This is a genomic window from Halomonas sp. FeN2, from assembly GCF_020595105.1.
In the GTDB taxonomy this organism is placed as follows: Bacteria; Pseudomonadota; Gammaproteobacteria; order Pseudomonadales; family Halomonadaceae; genus Vreelandella; species Vreelandella neptunia.
The window spans coordinates 2,217,785-2,232,584 of record NZ_CP074200.1 but is presented as its reverse complement, the minus strand read 5'-3'; the positions used below and the strand labels follow the sequence as shown (position 1 = coordinate 2,232,584).

The following is a 14,800-nucleotide window of genomic DNA, read 5'->3' as shown; positions in this document are numbered from 1 at the left end:
ATACATACAACGAAAGAGGCGGTATGACAGATAACGTACAACACTGGTTAATCCTGATCATGCGTCTCAGTGGGCGGGCGGGCACGCCCCGTATGAGGATCTGGCGGGCGCTTCGTGGTTTAGGTGCCGTGGTACTCAGAGATGGTGTGTACTTACTGCCTACTAGCCCCTCGCGAAGGGAAGCGCTGGAGCAGCAAGTCGGCGCTATTCGGGAGCTGGGGGGTAACGCGCTGTTGATCGAGGTAGACGATTCAGCCATAGATAGCGTCGATGCGTTGCCTTCGCTCTTTGATCGAAAGCCAGATTTTCAAGCCTTACGGGCGGCGGTGGTTGAGTGGCAGCAGGCATGCCCTCAGTTGGAGGAGCGAGAAGCGCAGCGTCAATTGACCCAGTTGCAACGACGTTTACAAGGCATTGTGGAGATCGATTTTTTTCCAGGGTCAGAAAGCGAGCGCGCCATTATGGCCTTGGCAGAGGCGGAGACCGTCTTTAATCGCTATTTTGTGCCAGACGAGCCCCAGCCGATCCAAGCCGAGATCCCGCGGCTTGATCACGCTGCATTTCGTGGGAGATCGTGGGCCACGCGCTGTCGCCCTTGGGTGGACAGGCTAGCATCGGCTTGGTTGATCAAGCGCTTTATTGATCCCGAGGCTCGCTTCGTGTGGCTTGAGCATCCAAACCAGTGTCCGCAAGACGCGCTGGGGTTTGATTTTGATGGAGCCCCTTTCACCCATGTTGATGACAAGGTGACGTTTGAAGTGCTGCTCGCGAGTTTTAGCCTTGAGTCGCAGACAGGTTTGAGCAGAATTGCGGAGCTAGTCCACTACTTGGATGTGGGGGGCACCCCCGTGCCGGAGGCCGTGGGGCTAAAACTTATGCTGGCCGGGGCCAAGGAGCGTTGTGACGACGATGATGCCCTACTGCAACATACCGATATGTTGTTTGATGACCTTTACCAGGCGTATTTGGCAGGAGACCCAGGCCGGGAGTGAGCATGCGCTAATAGTGAACAAGCTGTCACACAACACAGATGAGCTGTGCTCTACCACCTGAATCCGTGAAGCCGGCGCCGACACTTTCCCTATCACCGCCAGCGAGCACTTTTTGATCATTCGCCCCGTGCAAGTTGGCTTTCGCAAGCCCGTTATTGCCAAAACCCACCGTGCTGATCGGTGCTGACGGCCCGTTTTGTCATGCCTTTCCACCCGCCAGGCACGACATATCTGGCGATCGCGTTTCGCTTGGAACTGCTTGTGGATAGAGTGTCGCCGATTGACGGTCAGCATGGCGTTCCTCATGGATAACGTAGTCGGCTCCGCAGCGTCTTGAGCACCGTCATGCGCCCGATATCCTGCCCGAAGTCGAGGATGATCTGCCGTGCCTTGTGAATCACGAGAGCCGCACGGTGCACCAACTCTTGTAGCACGGTGCGCAGCCGGCGCCGCTTGGCCGGGTGGCGAACCGGGCTCAGCTCGCCGGTCATGCCCAGCTGTCCCATCAGGCGCAGGATGTTGTAGGCCAACTGGGCGAGATGCAGGATCAGATCGTTGGTGGCGAACTTGCCGGACGGCAAGCGCTCCAGGTCGAGATCGGTCTTGATCTCGCTGTGAAACTGCTCATGGGTGGCATGCGCCTGGTAGCGCTTGATCACCGCCTCCGGCGCCTCGTCCAGGCTGGTCCACCAGCCTTCCAACTCATAGTCCGGTTCGAGCAGCAACTGGCCATCGCGATCGGCGGTGCGCTCTACCAGGCGCATCACGCGTTGGACGACATATTCGGTCTTGTTGTCGTCGTGGATCGAGACGGTCTGCGGCCACAGCGCCTGGCGCTTGCCAGGACGCAGCTCTTCCCAGTAGTCCGCCGCCACCGCCAGCCAGGTATCTCGATCAGCCGTGGCCGAGCCGCGCGGGTTCCATTTGACGACATAGTCGAGCCGGCGCCCCTCGTCGGCAAAGACCTGGCGTTGCTGTTCGAGAAGCGCCAGGTGCGCCTGGCTGTCGAAGCCGCTGTCCTCGCGTAACAGGATCGGTTGCTTGGTCAGGCATTGGGCGCGAGGCAGTACCCGCTCCAGGAAGGCGTTGCTCTCCTTCATGGTGTGCTGCTTGCCAGGCCGCAGTTCCAGACCCAGGCACCACCCTTCGTTGCCCAGATAGGCGGCGATCGGGGTGTAGCCATCGACCTTCTGGTAGGTCCGCGAGACGCCTTCCTTCTTCGAGTTGCTGTTGTCCATGACGAAGGTGTCGATGTCCAGGCAGACGTGCGTCGTCTCGGCGGTGATCGGTGCTTCGATCAGTGACAGCAGGGTCGTGGACCAGGTGGCGGTGCGCGCCTGCAGGTCGTTGGCGGCAAGTTTCTCCAGCCGCTGTCGCAGCGTCGCCGCGCTCGGCACCTTCTGCAGGGTCAGCAGTTGTTGGAAGGGCTTGTCGCGGCGGATGTTCTCGACAGCGTCATAGTCGCTCATGCCCAGACACAGCAGGCCCAGGTAGCTCTTGATCACGTCACTGGTGCGCATGCCCAGCGTGGTGGGGAAGCGGCTGTCGATGCTGTCGACGCCAGCGATCTCGAAGCATTGCCCGATGATGGACAGCCCGGCGTGGCTGGTGAGGGTGCGGCGACTGGCGCGGAACTTTATGTTGGGCATGGCACTGTCTGGGTGAATGGCGATAATGGCTATATTGCCATGCAGGTCAGTGGGTTAGCCCGGATGTTGCATCGGGTTGGTCAGCAGCACCCAAATGCCAGGTTTGGTGGCGATGATGCCGCCCAGAGCTGGAAGTTGGCTATATATTGATCAATTTCCTGAGCTCAAGGCGCATTTCCCCCTACCCCCATGTGTTTTCTGTGCCGGGGACAGCACGCCGCGGCGCTATCCCGGCACCAGCTTGCTGGCCAGCTTCAGGAAGAGGTCCTGCTCCGGGTACTGGCTGCTCAACATCAGCCGAATCGTGCGCGTGTTGCGGGTGATGACAGCGCCGATCTTCAGCAGCTTCAGGCGGAGGGTGTTGACCTGGGCCTGGGCGAAGGCGGTGCGCTTGAGGTAGACCCGGCGCAGCCGCTCCAGCAGCAGGTAGGCCAACCCCGACAGCAGCAGTCGGTACTGGTTGGGCCGCCATTCGTGGCAGCTGGTGCGGTCGGAGAACAGGAACTGCTGCTCCTTGATACGGTTCTCCATCTCGCCCCGAGCACAGTAGCGGTGGTCATAGAGCCACTCGGCGCTGCAGCCGCGCAGGCTGGTGACCACATAGCGGGTGTTGAAGCCACGCCGGCTGGTCTCGGACTTGACGATGACCTTTCGTCGACGCTCCTTCCAGCTCTTGGCAGCGTACTCGATGAAGCCGAAGACACGCTCCTTCTCCCAGGTCTTCTCGAAGCGGATGGCCGACGCGTAGTCGATGTTCAGAGCCAGCTTGGCCAAGCGCTTGTTGCCGGCGAGGCCGATGATGTAATCGACGCCGTGGCGGTCACACCAGTTGAGGATCAGTGGACGGCAGAAGCCGCTGTCGCCTCGGAAGACGATCTTCACCTCAGGCCACGCCTGGCGCAGCCGCCGGACCAACAGGGCGAGGATGGCACCGGCGTGGTGAGCGGCATCCAGCGAGGCCGGACGCAGATAGCTGACCAGCAGCTGGTCGCCACAGAATACGAACAGCGGCAGGAAGATGTAGTGGTTGTAGTAGCCGTTGAAGTGCCGCCCGAGCTGCTGGCCATGCACCCGATCGTCGGTGGCATCGAAGTCGAGGTAGAGCGGTTTCTTGGGTGGCCGCCGGAACGAGCGGATGAACTGCTCGATCATCTCTTCGTGGATGGTGATCGCCCAGTCCCGGTCGGCTTGCTGCTCGAAGCGGCACAAGGTGGACTGACTGGCCAGCACGCCATCGGTATCGACGGCGGTCTGCAGGGCGATATCGTGACGCAGGGCCTGGTGGTCATTGAGATCCTCATAGCCCAGCGCCAGGCCGAACACGCGCTGCCGGACCAGGGTTTCGGTGCGATGCAGGCAGCGCTGAGCGTCGCGCTCGTCGCTGAGCCGGCGAGCGACGGCGCGGGTCAGGCCCATCTCGCGATCGAGCTGCCGCAGCAGCAGGATACCGCCGTCGGAAGTGAGATCACCGCCATCGAAACGGGCGATGACCTGACGGCCTTTGCAGCGTGGAAAGGAAGCGGACGGCGTGGTACATTTTGTCATGGCGGCTGAGGCGGTTGGTTCTTGTGTAGGAGCTTGAATTATAACCGATTTTCAGCCGCCTTTTTCATGTCTTATGCAATATCCAGGTTAGAAGTGCTTCCGGGGGCCGGTCTCACGGATTCAGGATTAAGTTTAGGGTGCATCCAGTACTGGAAAATCTCCAGCAACAGCAACATCGTGGACGAACTGAAAAACCAAGGCGAAACGGTGGACGACGACACACTGGCACACAACTCATTATTGCCTTACAAACACGTGCTGCCCAAAGGCACTTATTTCATCAACAAAAAGGAAACGCAATCCCTATGAGGCAAAGAAAACTTTGTCCCCACATTCCCGCTTGCCATGACGAAACATTGGCGTGGGAGGTTTGATGGAAGTAGTTCAGGCCTTCTGGTTGGGCATCATTCAGGGCATCACTGAATTTTTGCCGATTTCCAGCTCCGCGCATCTGATTCTGGCTCCGGTGTTGGTTGGCTGGGCTGACCAAGGTGTCGCTTTTGACTTAGCGGTACATGTGGGCACTTTACTCGCCGTGATGTTGTATTTTCGTCGCGATGTTGGAGATTTGACCAAGGACAGCGTTACTTCGCTGATTCAGCGACGCTTTATCGGACAAGGCCTGATGGCAGGCTACCTGGTTATCGGCACCGTTCCAGCTGCACTGGCCGGTTTGCTCTTGCTGGATCTGATTGACACCCAACTGCGTTCTGTCGCGATCATCTTTTTCACCACGTTAATTTTTGGCTTGTTGCTGGGCTGGGCGGATTGGTGTCCCAAACAGAGCCGGAAGATCACCACATTGACCTGGAGAGATGTGCTGTTAGTCGGTGCAGCCCAAGCACTGTCACTCGTTCCCGGCACCTCCCGTTCGGGTGTGACCATCACTGCTGGGTTGATGTTAGGCCTCAGTCGAGAGGCAGCAGCTCGCTTTTCCTTCCTTCTGGCCATTCCCATTACCGCGCTGGCCGCTTCCGCCAAATTGCTGGAGGTGGCCACTGGTGATATTGCAGTGGATTGGATCGCGTTCCTAGTGGGCGGACTGACCTCCTTCGCTATGGCGCTAACAGCCATCCACTTTTTTCTGAAATGGCTCAACCGCTTTGGGATGTGGCCCTATGTGGTCTATCGCCTGGGGCTGGCTGCCCTGATTTACTGGGTTCTGATGAGATAAGGAGTACGATGGTAATTGTTTCAGTGGCTATTCAGGGGCTTGGCACAATAGCTGGGAAAGCCTCCAGATTGGTCAGCATGAGGCTTAAATGGCCTGTAGTGTTTGCCATCGCTTCGGTGCTATCAGGATGTGATTCATTCGACAATCAGGTGCATAAGCTGAGTGGTGCCGCTCAGGGCACTACTTGGCATGTCAGCGTCTGGCAATCTGAAGGCGTGGACGTTAACGCGCTCCAGCAACGGATCGATGCTGAATTCAATCGCCTGGATCGCTCGTTGTCGAACTACAAACCGGATTCAGATATTGAACGTTTTAACGCCACGGAGACTACCGCTCCGATTGATGACGGCTCCGAGATCGTCGAACTGGTAGAAGCCGCAAAGCAGGTCAGTCAAGCCAGCCAGGGGTGCTATGACCTGACCATCAAACCATTGTTTGATCTTTGGGGATTCTCGGGCCAAACGCTGACACCACCGGATCCGGCTACCCTGATGCAGCAGCTACAACACGTCGGTTTTAGCAAACTAGAAACCCCGACACCCACCCAACTGCGCAAAACCGACCCGCAGATTCATGTGGATATTTCCTCCATTGCTCAAGGCTACAGCGTTGGTCGGGTTGCCACCGTAGTGGAAGCTGCTGGGATACAGAACTATCTCGTGGAGATTGGCGGAGAGCTGCAAACCCGGGGGCATAAGCCGGACAGTTCTTCCTGGCGTATTGGCGTCAAGAGGCCTCTGCCCGGTGGTCATTCGGTGCAAAAAGCCCTCACCATCCGTCAGGATGCCCCAGTTTCCGTTATGACGTCGGGCACCTACCGCCATTACTTCGATGAACAGGGCAAGCGCTACAGCCATGTCCTGGATGCCCGCACGGGCAAACCGGTCACTCACAACACGGTCTCGGTCACTGTCATCAATGACAATCCAACCCTAGCGGACGCCTGGTCCACGGCCCTTCTCTGCCTGGGACGGGAATCCGGTATGCCGGCCGCGGATGATAATGGTATCGCCGCCTTGTTCATCACTACACACAATAACCAGTTCGAAGAAGCCGCAACCTATCGCTGGCAATCACTGAAAACAATAGAGATCCACTGATGTTGAGATTGTTTAAAATTGAAAACGGCCTGATCCACGAAATTAAATGCCCCCTCGAGGAGTTGGGTAGCCATCTGATCCAAGCCGACTGGATTGATGCCCACGAGCCGGATGAAGACGAACGTGCTCTCTTGCAACACATGCTGTGCACCGAGTTGCCCGAACCGGATGAAGTGGAAGAGATTGAAACCTCGGCCCGCTGCTTCGTGGACCAGGCCGGTATCCACGTCCACTCACTGTTTCTCGCCCAAAGCGAGGGTCGCCACACAACCGTATCCGTTGCCTGTATCCTTCAAAAAAATTGCTTGATCACCATTCGTGAAGGAGATTTGGCCGATTTCCGCCTGCTACGTATGAGAGATGGTCGCGCAGCTGAGCGCGCAGGGTGTCGAGCTCCTCCGGCGTCACCTCGTAGTCGGCACGCATCACCTCGCAGAGCAGAGCCGCCGCGGCAAGCTCGAGGCTCGGCGCCTCGAGACCGGCACCACCCTCCCCCTCGGCGAGCATCTCCTGAAAGAATCGCTGGATATTGGCTAACACGGGTGTCTCCTTTCTCTTTGCTAAGGCTGGGACCTGCCAGCCGCTCTCGGGTTCGCCAGCCCGTCGAGGTCAGACCCCTAAGTAGATTGAGGGGTCTGACCCCAAGGGGGCGGGGTTAATCGCGGCAGCGCCAGCGTGCCAGCAGGGAGAGCAGCGCCAGGCCCAGCAGCGCCGCCGCCGTCCAGCCCACCACGTCGACAACCTGGGGGAATGATGCCGGCGCTTCCACCGGACGGTGCTGAAGGCCGAACACCACGACACGCCCCAGGGCATAGAGCATCAGTGCCAGGCTGGCCAGGGGTAATAGGGAGTGACGCGCCGCCAGCCAGCGGGTGAGTGCCCAGGGCTCGCTGGGCGTCTTGGCCGACTGCCGGGTGCTCGTCTTACGCGGGGTCGCCGCCTTGCTGGCGGCCGGCATCCTCGCCGCAGGCTTGCGGGCTCGCGGCTTGACCTTCGATTTGCCCGCCGCGGGGCCACCGCCCAACCAGCCCAAGGCAGCACGGCCCAGACGCCATAGCGCCCAGCCCAAGGTAAAGCTTACCGAGAGGGCGAGACCGCCCATCACCAGCACATACGCCATTGGCGATCCTTGTCGAACAACAAAAGGAGTATTGTGCCATAGCGTCGGCGAGCCTACTCCCGATGATGCTTGTGAGCGCGGCTCATCAGGTAGAGGGCCCCGGCCAGGGCCAGCACCGAGAGCGCCAGGTAGATGGCATCCAGCGGTGTCTCGAAGGTGATATCCACCACCGCGCGAAAGAACTCGATGATCACCGCCAGGATCACCACCCGGGCGATCTTGTCCTTGAGCTCATCGAAGGACGAGACATTGAAGGGGTTCGAGGCCGGGTGCGACTCGGCCGGTTCGATCGGCGACACGAACAGCCGATACACCCCCAGGCCGAAGATCAGCAGCACGATCGCCACCAGGTAGATGTCCACCGCCATCACCACGCTCGGCACCACCGTCTCGTGAATATTGGGCTGCCCGCCGACCAGGTAGTAGGTCGCGGCGATCACGGTAAGCTTGAGAATATCCAGAGTACCGATGATGAACAGCACCAGTGCCCCCAGCAGGCTCGGCACCACCGCCAGCATCACCAGCAGCCGGCTGTTCCACAGGAAGCGCTCGAAGATGCGTTCATAGCGCTTGCCGCTGGTGGAAGGCACCGCTGTATCGGGTCGAGGTTCGGGAGGGGTGGGCTGGCTCATGAGGGCTCCTTGCGATAGTAGATCGAGGCCCAAGATAGCACAAGGGACAGGTGGAAGTGCAATCCCCACAAGACCTGTTGGTCACGCTGTTGGAGCAGAAAGAGGAGAACCATGCCGATGCTCTGGAAGATCTGCATCGCCAACTGGAAAAGATCAGTTATATGGTTCTAGAGGACGAGGAGTCGGAGTTGGAAGACGCCATCGGCAAACTGGCCCGCCTGGAGGACAGCAACGGAAAAATCCGCCTTTGCCTCATGGACACCCAACGGGATATTTCGTTTTTGCTGCGTCATCTAAAAACCCAACCGGAGCAGTCGGAAAGCCTACGTGAGATTATGCGCGATATCGAGACTCTCATGTCCCATACCACTTTTCTGTTCGATAAAATCAACTTTCTGATGGAGTCGACTCAGGGCTTTATTAATATCGAACAAAACCAAATCATCAAGACTTTCTCGATTGCTGCCGTAGTGTTCCTGCCGCCTACTCTCGTTGCCAGCATCTATGGAATGAATTTTGACTACATGCCGGAATTGAAGTGGTTGCTCGGCTATCCCTGGGCACTGGGGCTGATGGTTATGTCAGGCATCGCACCGTATTGGTACTTTAAACGTAAAGGATGGCTCTGATGGAAGGAAGCGAGCCGTAGGTGAAAATCGTTAAAGAATTTAAACTGGGTATCCTGATTAAATGGTTGACGATCCATTCTGATCCACCAAAGACTTAATCTCCCTAGAAGGTTGATAGATCGACGCCGCAGTTCTTCTCGACTCGGGGAAACCCCTGTTGTAGGTCATGGTGGCCTTGCCTAGGAACGGGGGACACCTTGGTCTGCGGCGCCTTCTGCTTGTGCTTGGTGGTATTGAATATTACGCACGCATCAGTGAATCATATCGAACAACCTCAGGCTGCCGTGTAACAGTGCTACAGAGACACCACTAGCCAATACCGCAAGGCTCATACCAACCAATACTGCAATCCCATCTTGCCTCGCGAGGCCTAGCGATAGAGCCAGAATCGCCAAGCCAGGCAAGGTATTTCCAAATGGGATGGGCAATGCAATCAGTAACGCCATAACAACAATAACCCCTCCGATAACTCGCATGGCCAAAGGGGACATCAGCCCGGCCAGACGGATGCTCAGGCGGCGTTCTAGCTTATCTATAAGTGGCGTAGCGCGCTGGAAGACTTGGCGCAGCACTTCTTGCCCAATACGCCGCTGAGCGATGAAAGACGGCAAGCGGACACGCTGTGCACCGACCACCATTTGCCCACCGAGCAGCGCAAGCGCCGAGCCGAATATCATGCCAGCTGGAATGCCTGGTGTCGGAATAATGGCTGGGATCGAAAAAATTAATAGAACGAGCCCAAGTCCACGATCCCCCAGAGCGCTCAGGATATCATTCAGCGTCGGACGCCCAGCTGGCAAACGGTCAGGCAGAACACGCAATGCAGAAGCCAGGCTTGAGTTGTCACCGCTCATGGCGAAATGGTTCCCGTCTCGTAAAGGTTAGGCCTTTAGGCTTACTAGGCGTGGTCAGTCGCTTCTCCCACTCTTGCCCCGCTTAGAGAAGCACACTGTCAATTAGACCGCTGAATCCTACAATAATCAATACGAGCCAAAGCGGAATTTTCCATGCTGACGATCTCGACCTTGTCGTGATCGGTCATGGTAGCGTTTGATCACCGCCTCCGGCGCCTCGTCCAGGCTGGCCCACCAGCCTTCCAACTCATAGTCCGGTTCGAGCAGCAACTGGCCATCGCCATCGGCGGTGCGCTCTACCAGGCGCATCACGCGTTGGACGACGTATTCGGTCTTGTTGTCGTCGTGGATCGAGACGGTCTGCGTCCACAGCGCCTGGCGCTTGCCAGGACGCAGCTCTTCCCAGTAGTCCGCCGCCACCGCCAGCCAGGTATCTCGATCAGCCGTGGCCGAGCCACGCGGGTTCCATTTGACGACATAGTCGAGCCGGCGCCCCTCGTCGGCAAAGACCTGGCGTTGCTGTTCGAGAAGCGCCAGGTGCGCCTGGCTGTCGAAGCCGCTGTCCTCGCGTAACAGGATCGGTTGCTTGGTCAGGCATTGGGCGCGAGGCAGTACCCGCTCCAGGAAGGCGTTGCTCTCCTTCATGGTGTGCTGCTTGCCAGGCCGCAGTTCCAGACCCAGGCACCACCCTTCGTTGCCCAGATAGGCGGCGATCGGGGTGTAGCCATCGACCTTCTGGTAGGTCCGCGAGACGCCTTCCTTCTTCGAGTTGCTGTTGTCCATGACGAAGGTGTCGATGTCCAGGCAGACGTGCGTCGTCTCGGCGGTGATCGGTGCTTCGATCAGTGACAGCAGGGTCGTGGACCAGGTGGGGGTGCGCGCCTGCAGGTCGTTGGCGGCAAGTTTTTCCAGCCGCTGTCGCAGTGTCGCCGCGCTCGGCACCTTCTGCAGGGTCAGCAGTTGTTGGAAGGGCTTGTCGCGGCGGAAGTTCTCGACAGCGTCATAGTCGCTCATGCCCAGACACAGCAGGCCCAGGTAGCTCTTGATCACGTCACTGGTGCGCATGCCCAGCGTGGTGGGGAAGCGGCTGTCGATGCTGTCGACGCCAGCGATCTCGAAGCATTGCCCGATGATGGACAGCCCGGCGTGGCTGGTGAGGGTGCGGCAACTGGCGCGGAACTTTATGTTGGGCATGGCACTGTCTGGGTGAATGGCGATAATGGCTATATTGCCATGCAGGTCAGTGGGTTAGAAGTGCTTCCGGGGGCCGGTCTCACGGATTCAGGTACCAGGTAGACACATCGATAGAGGGAGTACACGCTTTAAAATATCAACGAGTGTCCACCTTGCTTTTATCCATCGAGCCAGCTTGATACTACACTAGGTCTCCTCGCGTGATACCGATCTTGCTAAAGGCATTCAACACTGAAGCTTCGCAGGGAACGTTTTCGTTTTTGGCTTTAGGGTGTTTGAACGTATCGGCGAACCCTGGGCAGTGTCGAACCAGTTTTTGAACGACACCTTCTACGTGCCGCACGTTAGAAAGCACTTGGCGCAGCCAATGTTCAAAGCTGCCTTGAGGGCTCAGTGTGAATACTAAACCTTTGTAGGAGGGAGGTTTGGAGGCCTCCTCACTACCGCCGGCTCTAGGTTTAGGAGGGCGGCGTTGGATCTCCATGAGATAGAGCGTTTGATCTAACACATGCACTCTAATGACGAGTACCCCGCGAGGCACCTTGGTCTGAGTATCAATGTAAACCCAATTAGCGACTGACGTTTCCACCTCGTCGTCTATTTCGAAAGGTTCCAGGCTGATCAACCGAGGGTCGGGGGAAGTGCTAAAGCCGTCTTCAAAGGTAAACCAGCTGACGCTATGAACCGTCTCGGGATAAGCCGATTGTAAATAAAGAAGCGCATTCCACATATCACGTAGAAAGCCCTGCGACTCCAGTGTAATAGGAGCGTGAATAGAGGCCTGTCCGACCCCTTTTCCTGATCCATGTGGCTCCCCGGTGGAGAAAATGGTTTCGTCGCCAGGAACGGGGACGCCTCGTGTATCGGGCACGTTTTTTCGGGTATATCGTTTATCCAAGACGGCGCGAGGCTTACCTAATATAACGAATTCGTCCTCAGGAAGGTCTAGCCAAGAAGAACCATGGTCGGGTTCGTCATCATCCGTGAGGTCAATGACATCGGGGATGTCTTGAAGCTGATGATAGGGAAACTGAGAGGGGGTATCGTCGCCATCGGTGGCTGGTACTGTCGTTGATTTCTCTCTTTCACGGTGGATCGTGGCACCATCGGGCTGCGTACAGCCTAATATCTGCAAGCCTAGAAATGCGTTGCCATCATCAATAGGTACTCCAGAAACAGAGATCTCCCCGTCCCCCTGGAACCAAGGGGTAACCTCTAAAAGCATCTGGTCTGGGGTGAAGCTGGCTTCAATCTGCGAATAAATTCTTCTGGCAGCCCGCTCGGCATAGGGATCGTACAAAATGTGTGCGAGCAAAATCGCATCGTGCCTATGAACTCGATGAGTAAATCTGACGGGCCATGTGCCCGGTGATGCAGGTGCATTAAGCGGTCGATAAAGCCGTTCTTTGACCTCCTCCCAACGGTAAGTGGCGAGGACACGCTTAATTTCAGAAGAGCGACCGTAACAGCGTGCAAAAAACTCTGTACAAGGGATGAGCAGATGTTTGTCATCCGGGAGGTCAAAGTCAATCAGGTACGTTTTGTGCTGACTTTTCTGGGGTAAGTAGTTCGAATCATGAAAGGAGGTATAGAGGCTGCGCCCTTCTCTGAGCAAGTCGTCTAGGGAGACGATTCGCCAGCCGCCTGGAGAGAACGAAACGGGGAATTTTCTCTCCTCGTAGGCAATACGGGAGTTACTCACGCCCTTTTCCCATACGGAGCCGATTCTCAATAGCCCCACATGCGTTAAGACTGTCTCACGTCTAACCACGCCTCCTAAGTTATTCTCATGGTCGATGGTTCTCAAGAAGATATGGATTTTAGGGACGCTTCGTAAGCGATTATTCTTGAAGATAGGCCCATACCACCAAACGACCAAGCGCTCAGCTTCGTCTTTAAAGGTGCCATCTGGGAAGCTAAAAGTTCTGCATTGTTTGAGAGAAACGGTCACAAGGGCGCGCTCTATGTAAACTCAACATAGAGATTGTCGCAGCAATTATTGTTTAGTCGCAACAATTGTTGAAAATGACAGCCGCCACCCACCAAAGCGGCGGCACTGGCGCTATGATGGGGTTGCCTAAACGGCCGTTTACCCCAGTCGGCTTCCAGCGGAAGCCCGCAAACCGAACGCACGGCGGCGACTTCCAGAGCATTCTCTTCGGAAAGCGGCGGCAGAATGCCCGGCAGACGGCTGGCCAGCATAGTTTTGCCGGTGCCCGGCGGGCCGGCAAACAACAGGTTATGGCCACCGGCCGCCGCGACTTCCAGGGCGCGGCGGGCCTGCTGCTGGCCGCGCACATCGGCGAGGTCATCGATTGGGGCGGTGGTTTTCACCGAGGTGCTGAGCTTGTGCGGGGGGATCTTCTCTTGGTCGAGTAAGTGCGCCACGACTTGCCAGAGAGTATCGGCAGGCAGTACCGGCAGATCGCCCGCCAGGGCAGCTTCATCGGCGCAGTCGCGGGGAACAATCAACGCTTTCTTTGCCCGCCGTGTGGCCAGGGCAAAGGGCAGTATGCCCGTCACGGCGCGCAGCTTTCCGTCCAAGGCCAGCTCACCAGCGCACTCCATGCCTTCCAATGCGTCTACTGGAATTTGTCCAGAGGCGGCGAGGATGCCCAGGGCAATGGGCAGATCAAAACGGCCGCCCTCTTTGGGAAGATCGGCGGGGGCGAGGTTTAAGGTAATACGGCGGGTGTTGGGAAAATCAAAGCCTGCATTGACTAGCGCGCTGCGCACCCGCTCGCGGCTCTCTTTTACCGCCGTTTCCGGCAAACCCACCAGCGTTAGACCCGGCAAGCCGTTAGCCAGATGCACCTCAACATGCACCGCCGGTGCATCTAAACCTACGCCTGCCCGCGTGGCTACAATGGCTAGCGTCATTGCCTTCCCTCGCTGCTTTTAGATAAAACTCTAACTCGAATGTAAGCGAAATCTACATTACCTTAAGTGCTTAACCTATCGTAATTAAGAACGCTTTGGTAGCTTCACGCTCTTCTACTCATTGCCCTGATGGCTAACAGCTGGCGCTGCATCCAACGCCGTCGTCAGCTTCCGGGCAAAACGTTGGGCGGAGGGGAGTGCGCCGAAGCTCCATACCGGCGGCAGGTGTACTATCCTGCCATGCCTGACGCTGGGGAGCTGCTGCCAAAGGCCGCTTTTGGCAAGCTTCTCCTCGACTCCGGTGGGCAGCGGGTCGATGATCATCAGCGTTGCCTCGGGGTAGCGCGCCAGCGCTTCAATCCCTACCAGTGCAAATCCCCAGGCATTCGTGGCTTGATCCCAGGCATTGGGGAGGTCGAGCTGCTCCAGAACGGCGTTGTACAAACTGTTTTCCCCAAACACCCGCACGTGACGGGCATCCATAAATTGCACCATCAGCAGCGGCGCAGTTTCTGACGGTGAGAGGGTGCGGGATTCGCGCAGGCTAGTCATCAAGGCCTGGGTTTCTTCAATTAGCTCTTCTGCTTGGGGCTGGCGCTCGGTTAATTCGCCTAGCTGGCGGGTCAGGGTTTGCATCTCCTGCCAGGTATCGGTGCCGGGCGAGTAGAGCGAGAACGACGTGACGGGGGCTATTCGCTCCAGACGCGGCGTTAAACCGGCAAACATGGGCGAGATAAGTATCTGTTCTGGCGGTACCTGGGCCAGCAGTTCTAAATTGGGCTGGGTACGTAGACCCATATCGGTGACGCTGTCGGGTATATGGGGCTCGCCTACCCAGGCATGGTAATCACTTTGCTGAGCAATGCTGCTAACCGGTGCATCAATCGCTAGCAATGTTTCGGCAATCGTCCAGTCCACCGTTGCCCACTGGGCATGGGCGGTTGATAGGTGCAGCATACAAACGGCCAATAGCCCGCCGCGCATGAGCAAAGAGAACAGGTTGGTGTGGCGCATGGTGGTGAGAGGCCATC

At 57.5% G+C, this 14,800-nt stretch carries 12 protein-coding genes and 3 pseudogenes; 5 read left to right on the top strand and 10 right to left on the bottom strand.

What is annotated here, in order from left to right:
* Positions 1-23 precede the first annotated feature (23 nt).
* Positions 24-992, top strand: coding sequence for a chromate resistance protein ChrB domain-containing protein (locus KF947_RS10170; protein WP_153844159.1), 969 nt, complete (start codon positions 24-26; stop codon positions 990-992).
* Positions 993-1,294: 302 nt separating this feature from the next.
* On the opposite strand, the gene KF947_RS10165 is transcribed toward KF947_RS10170, so the two are convergent.
* A complete protein-coding gene (locus KF947_RS10165; protein WP_227406167.1) occupies positions 1,295-2,641 on the bottom strand; it encodes an IS1380 family transposase in 1,347 nt (448 codons plus the stop codon).
* 225 nt (positions 2,642-2,866) lie between these two features.
* Positions 2,867-4,186 (bottom strand): IS1380 family transposase, encoded by a 1,320-nt coding sequence (locus KF947_RS10160; RefSeq protein WP_227406166.1) that lies wholly within the window; start codon positions 4,184-4,186, stop codon positions 2,867-2,869.
* 373 nt (positions 4,187-4,559) lie between these two features.
* On the opposite strand from KF947_RS10160, the gene KF947_RS10155 reads away from it, so the two are divergent.
* The 3 genes and pseudogenes from KF947_RS10155 to KF947_RS22180 all read left to right on the top strand — a co-directional run.
* Positions 4,560-5,360, top strand: coding sequence for an undecaprenyl-diphosphate phosphatase (locus tag KF947_RS10155; RefSeq protein WP_023006435.1), 801 nt, complete (start codon positions 4,560-4,562; stop codon positions 5,358-5,360).
* An 8-nt stretch (positions 5,361-5,368) separates the two neighbouring features.
* Entirely contained in the window at positions 5,369-6,460 is a 1,092-nt protein-coding gene (locus tag KF947_RS10150; protein ID WP_227406165.1) for an FAD:protein FMN transferase, read from the top strand.
* Positions 6,460-6,735 (top strand): annotated as a pseudogene (locus KF947_RS22180) (magnesium transporter CorA); the annotation flags it as partial. The gene KF947_RS10150 and the pseudogene KF947_RS22180, both read left to right, overlap by 1 nt.
* 34 nt (positions 6,736-6,769) lie before the next feature.
* Here the strand turns inward: KF947_RS22180 and KF947_RS10140 are convergent.
* The 3 genes from KF947_RS10140 to KF947_RS10130 all read right to left on the bottom strand — a co-directional run bounded on the left by KF947_RS10140 (position 6,770) and on the right by KF947_RS10130 (position 8,212).
* Positions 6,770-7,000 carry a TerB family tellurite resistance protein gene (locus tag KF947_RS10140; RefSeq protein WP_227406337.1) on the bottom strand — a complete coding sequence of 77 codons (231 nt, stop codon included), beginning with the start codon at positions 6,998-7,000 and terminating at the stop codon, positions 6,770-6,772.
* A gap of 115 nt (positions 7,001-7,115) precedes the next feature.
* A complete protein-coding gene (locus KF947_RS10135; RefSeq protein WP_227406164.1) occupies positions 7,116-7,580 on the bottom strand; it encodes a hypothetical protein in 465 nt (154 codons plus the stop codon).
* A 53-nt stretch (positions 7,581-7,633) separates the two neighbouring features.
* Positions 7,634-8,212, bottom strand: coding sequence for a YqhA family protein (locus KF947_RS10130; protein WP_153844200.1), 579 nt, complete (start codon positions 8,210-8,212; stop codon positions 7,634-7,636).
* Between the two features lie 65 nt (positions 8,213-8,277).
* On the opposite strand from KF947_RS10130, the pseudogene KF947_RS10125 reads away from it, so the two are divergent.
* Positions 8,278-8,841: pseudogene (locus KF947_RS10125) on the top strand (CorA family divalent cation transporter); the annotation flags it as partial.
* 251 nt (positions 8,842-9,092) lie between these two features.
* Here KF947_RS10125 and KF947_RS10120 read toward each other — a convergent pair.
* The 5 genes and pseudogenes from KF947_RS10120 to KF947_RS10100 form a co-directional block, all read right to left on the bottom strand.
* A complete protein-coding gene (locus KF947_RS10120; protein WP_227406163.1) occupies positions 9,093-9,695 on the bottom strand; it encodes an exopolysaccharide biosynthesis protein in 603 nt (200 codons plus the stop codon).
* Positions 9,696-9,821: 126 nt separating this feature from the next.
* Positions 9,822-10,889, bottom strand: coding sequence for an IS1380 family transposase (locus KF947_RS10115; protein ID WP_227406162.1), 1,068 nt, complete (start codon positions 10,887-10,889; stop codon positions 9,822-9,824).
* A 181-nt stretch (positions 10,890-11,070) separates the two neighbouring features.
* Complete coding sequence (locus tag KF947_RS10110; RefSeq protein WP_227406161.1) at positions 11,071-12,840, bottom strand: hypothetical protein; 1,770 nt, start codon at positions 12,838-12,840, stop codon at positions 11,071-11,073.
* An 80-nt stretch (positions 12,841-12,920) separates the two neighbouring features.
* Positions 12,921-13,769 (bottom strand): annotated as a pseudogene (locus KF947_RS10105) (YifB family Mg chelatase-like AAA ATPase); the annotation flags it as partial.
* A gap of 114 nt (positions 13,770-13,883) precedes the next feature.
* Positions 13,884-14,783, bottom strand: coding sequence for an ABC transporter substrate-binding protein (locus KF947_RS10100; protein WP_227406160.1), 900 nt, complete (start codon positions 14,781-14,783; stop codon positions 13,884-13,886).
* Between the last annotated feature and the right edge of the window lie 17 nt (positions 14,784-14,800).

What these genes read in the sequence shown, in the direction of transcription:
- KF947_RS10170 (WP_153844159.1), top strand. Translation starts at nt 24, where the DNA reads ATGACAGATAACGTACAACACTGGTTAATCCTGATCATGCGTCTCAGT.
- KF947_RS10165 (WP_227406167.1), bottom strand. Translation starts at nt 2,641, where the DNA reads ATGCCCAACATAAAGTTCCGCGCCAGTCGCCGCACCCTCACCAGCCAC.
- KF947_RS10160 (WP_227406166.1), bottom strand. Translation starts at nt 4,186, where the DNA reads ATGACAAAATGTACCACGCCGTCCGCTTCCTTTCCACGCTGCAAAGGC.
- KF947_RS10155 (WP_023006435.1), top strand. Translation starts at nt 4,560, where the DNA reads ATGGAAGTAGTTCAGGCCTTCTGGTTGGGCATCATTCAGGGCATCACT.
- KF947_RS10150 (WP_227406165.1), top strand. Translation starts at nt 5,369, where the DNA reads ATGGTAATTGTTTCAGTGGCTATTCAGGGGCTTGGCACAATAGCTGGG.
- KF947_RS10135 (WP_227406164.1), bottom strand. Translation starts at nt 7,580, where the DNA reads ATGGCGTATGTGCTGGTGATGGGCGGTCTCGCCCTCTCGGTAAGCTTT.
- KF947_RS10130 (WP_153844200.1), bottom strand. Translation starts at nt 8,212, where the DNA reads ATGAGCCAGCCCACCCCTCCCGAACCTCGACCCGATACAGCGGTGCCT.
- KF947_RS10120 (WP_227406163.1), bottom strand. Translation starts at nt 9,695, where the DNA reads ATGAGCGGTGACAACTCAAGCCTGGCTTCTGCATTGCGTGTTCTGCCT.
- KF947_RS10115 (WP_227406162.1), bottom strand. Translation starts at nt 10,889, where the DNA reads ATGCCCAACATAAAGTTCCGCGCCAGTTGCCGCACCCTCACCAGCCAC.
- KF947_RS10100 (WP_227406160.1), bottom strand. Translation starts at nt 14,783, where the DNA reads ATGCGCCACACCAACCTGTTCTCTTTGCTCATGCGCGGCGGGCTATTG.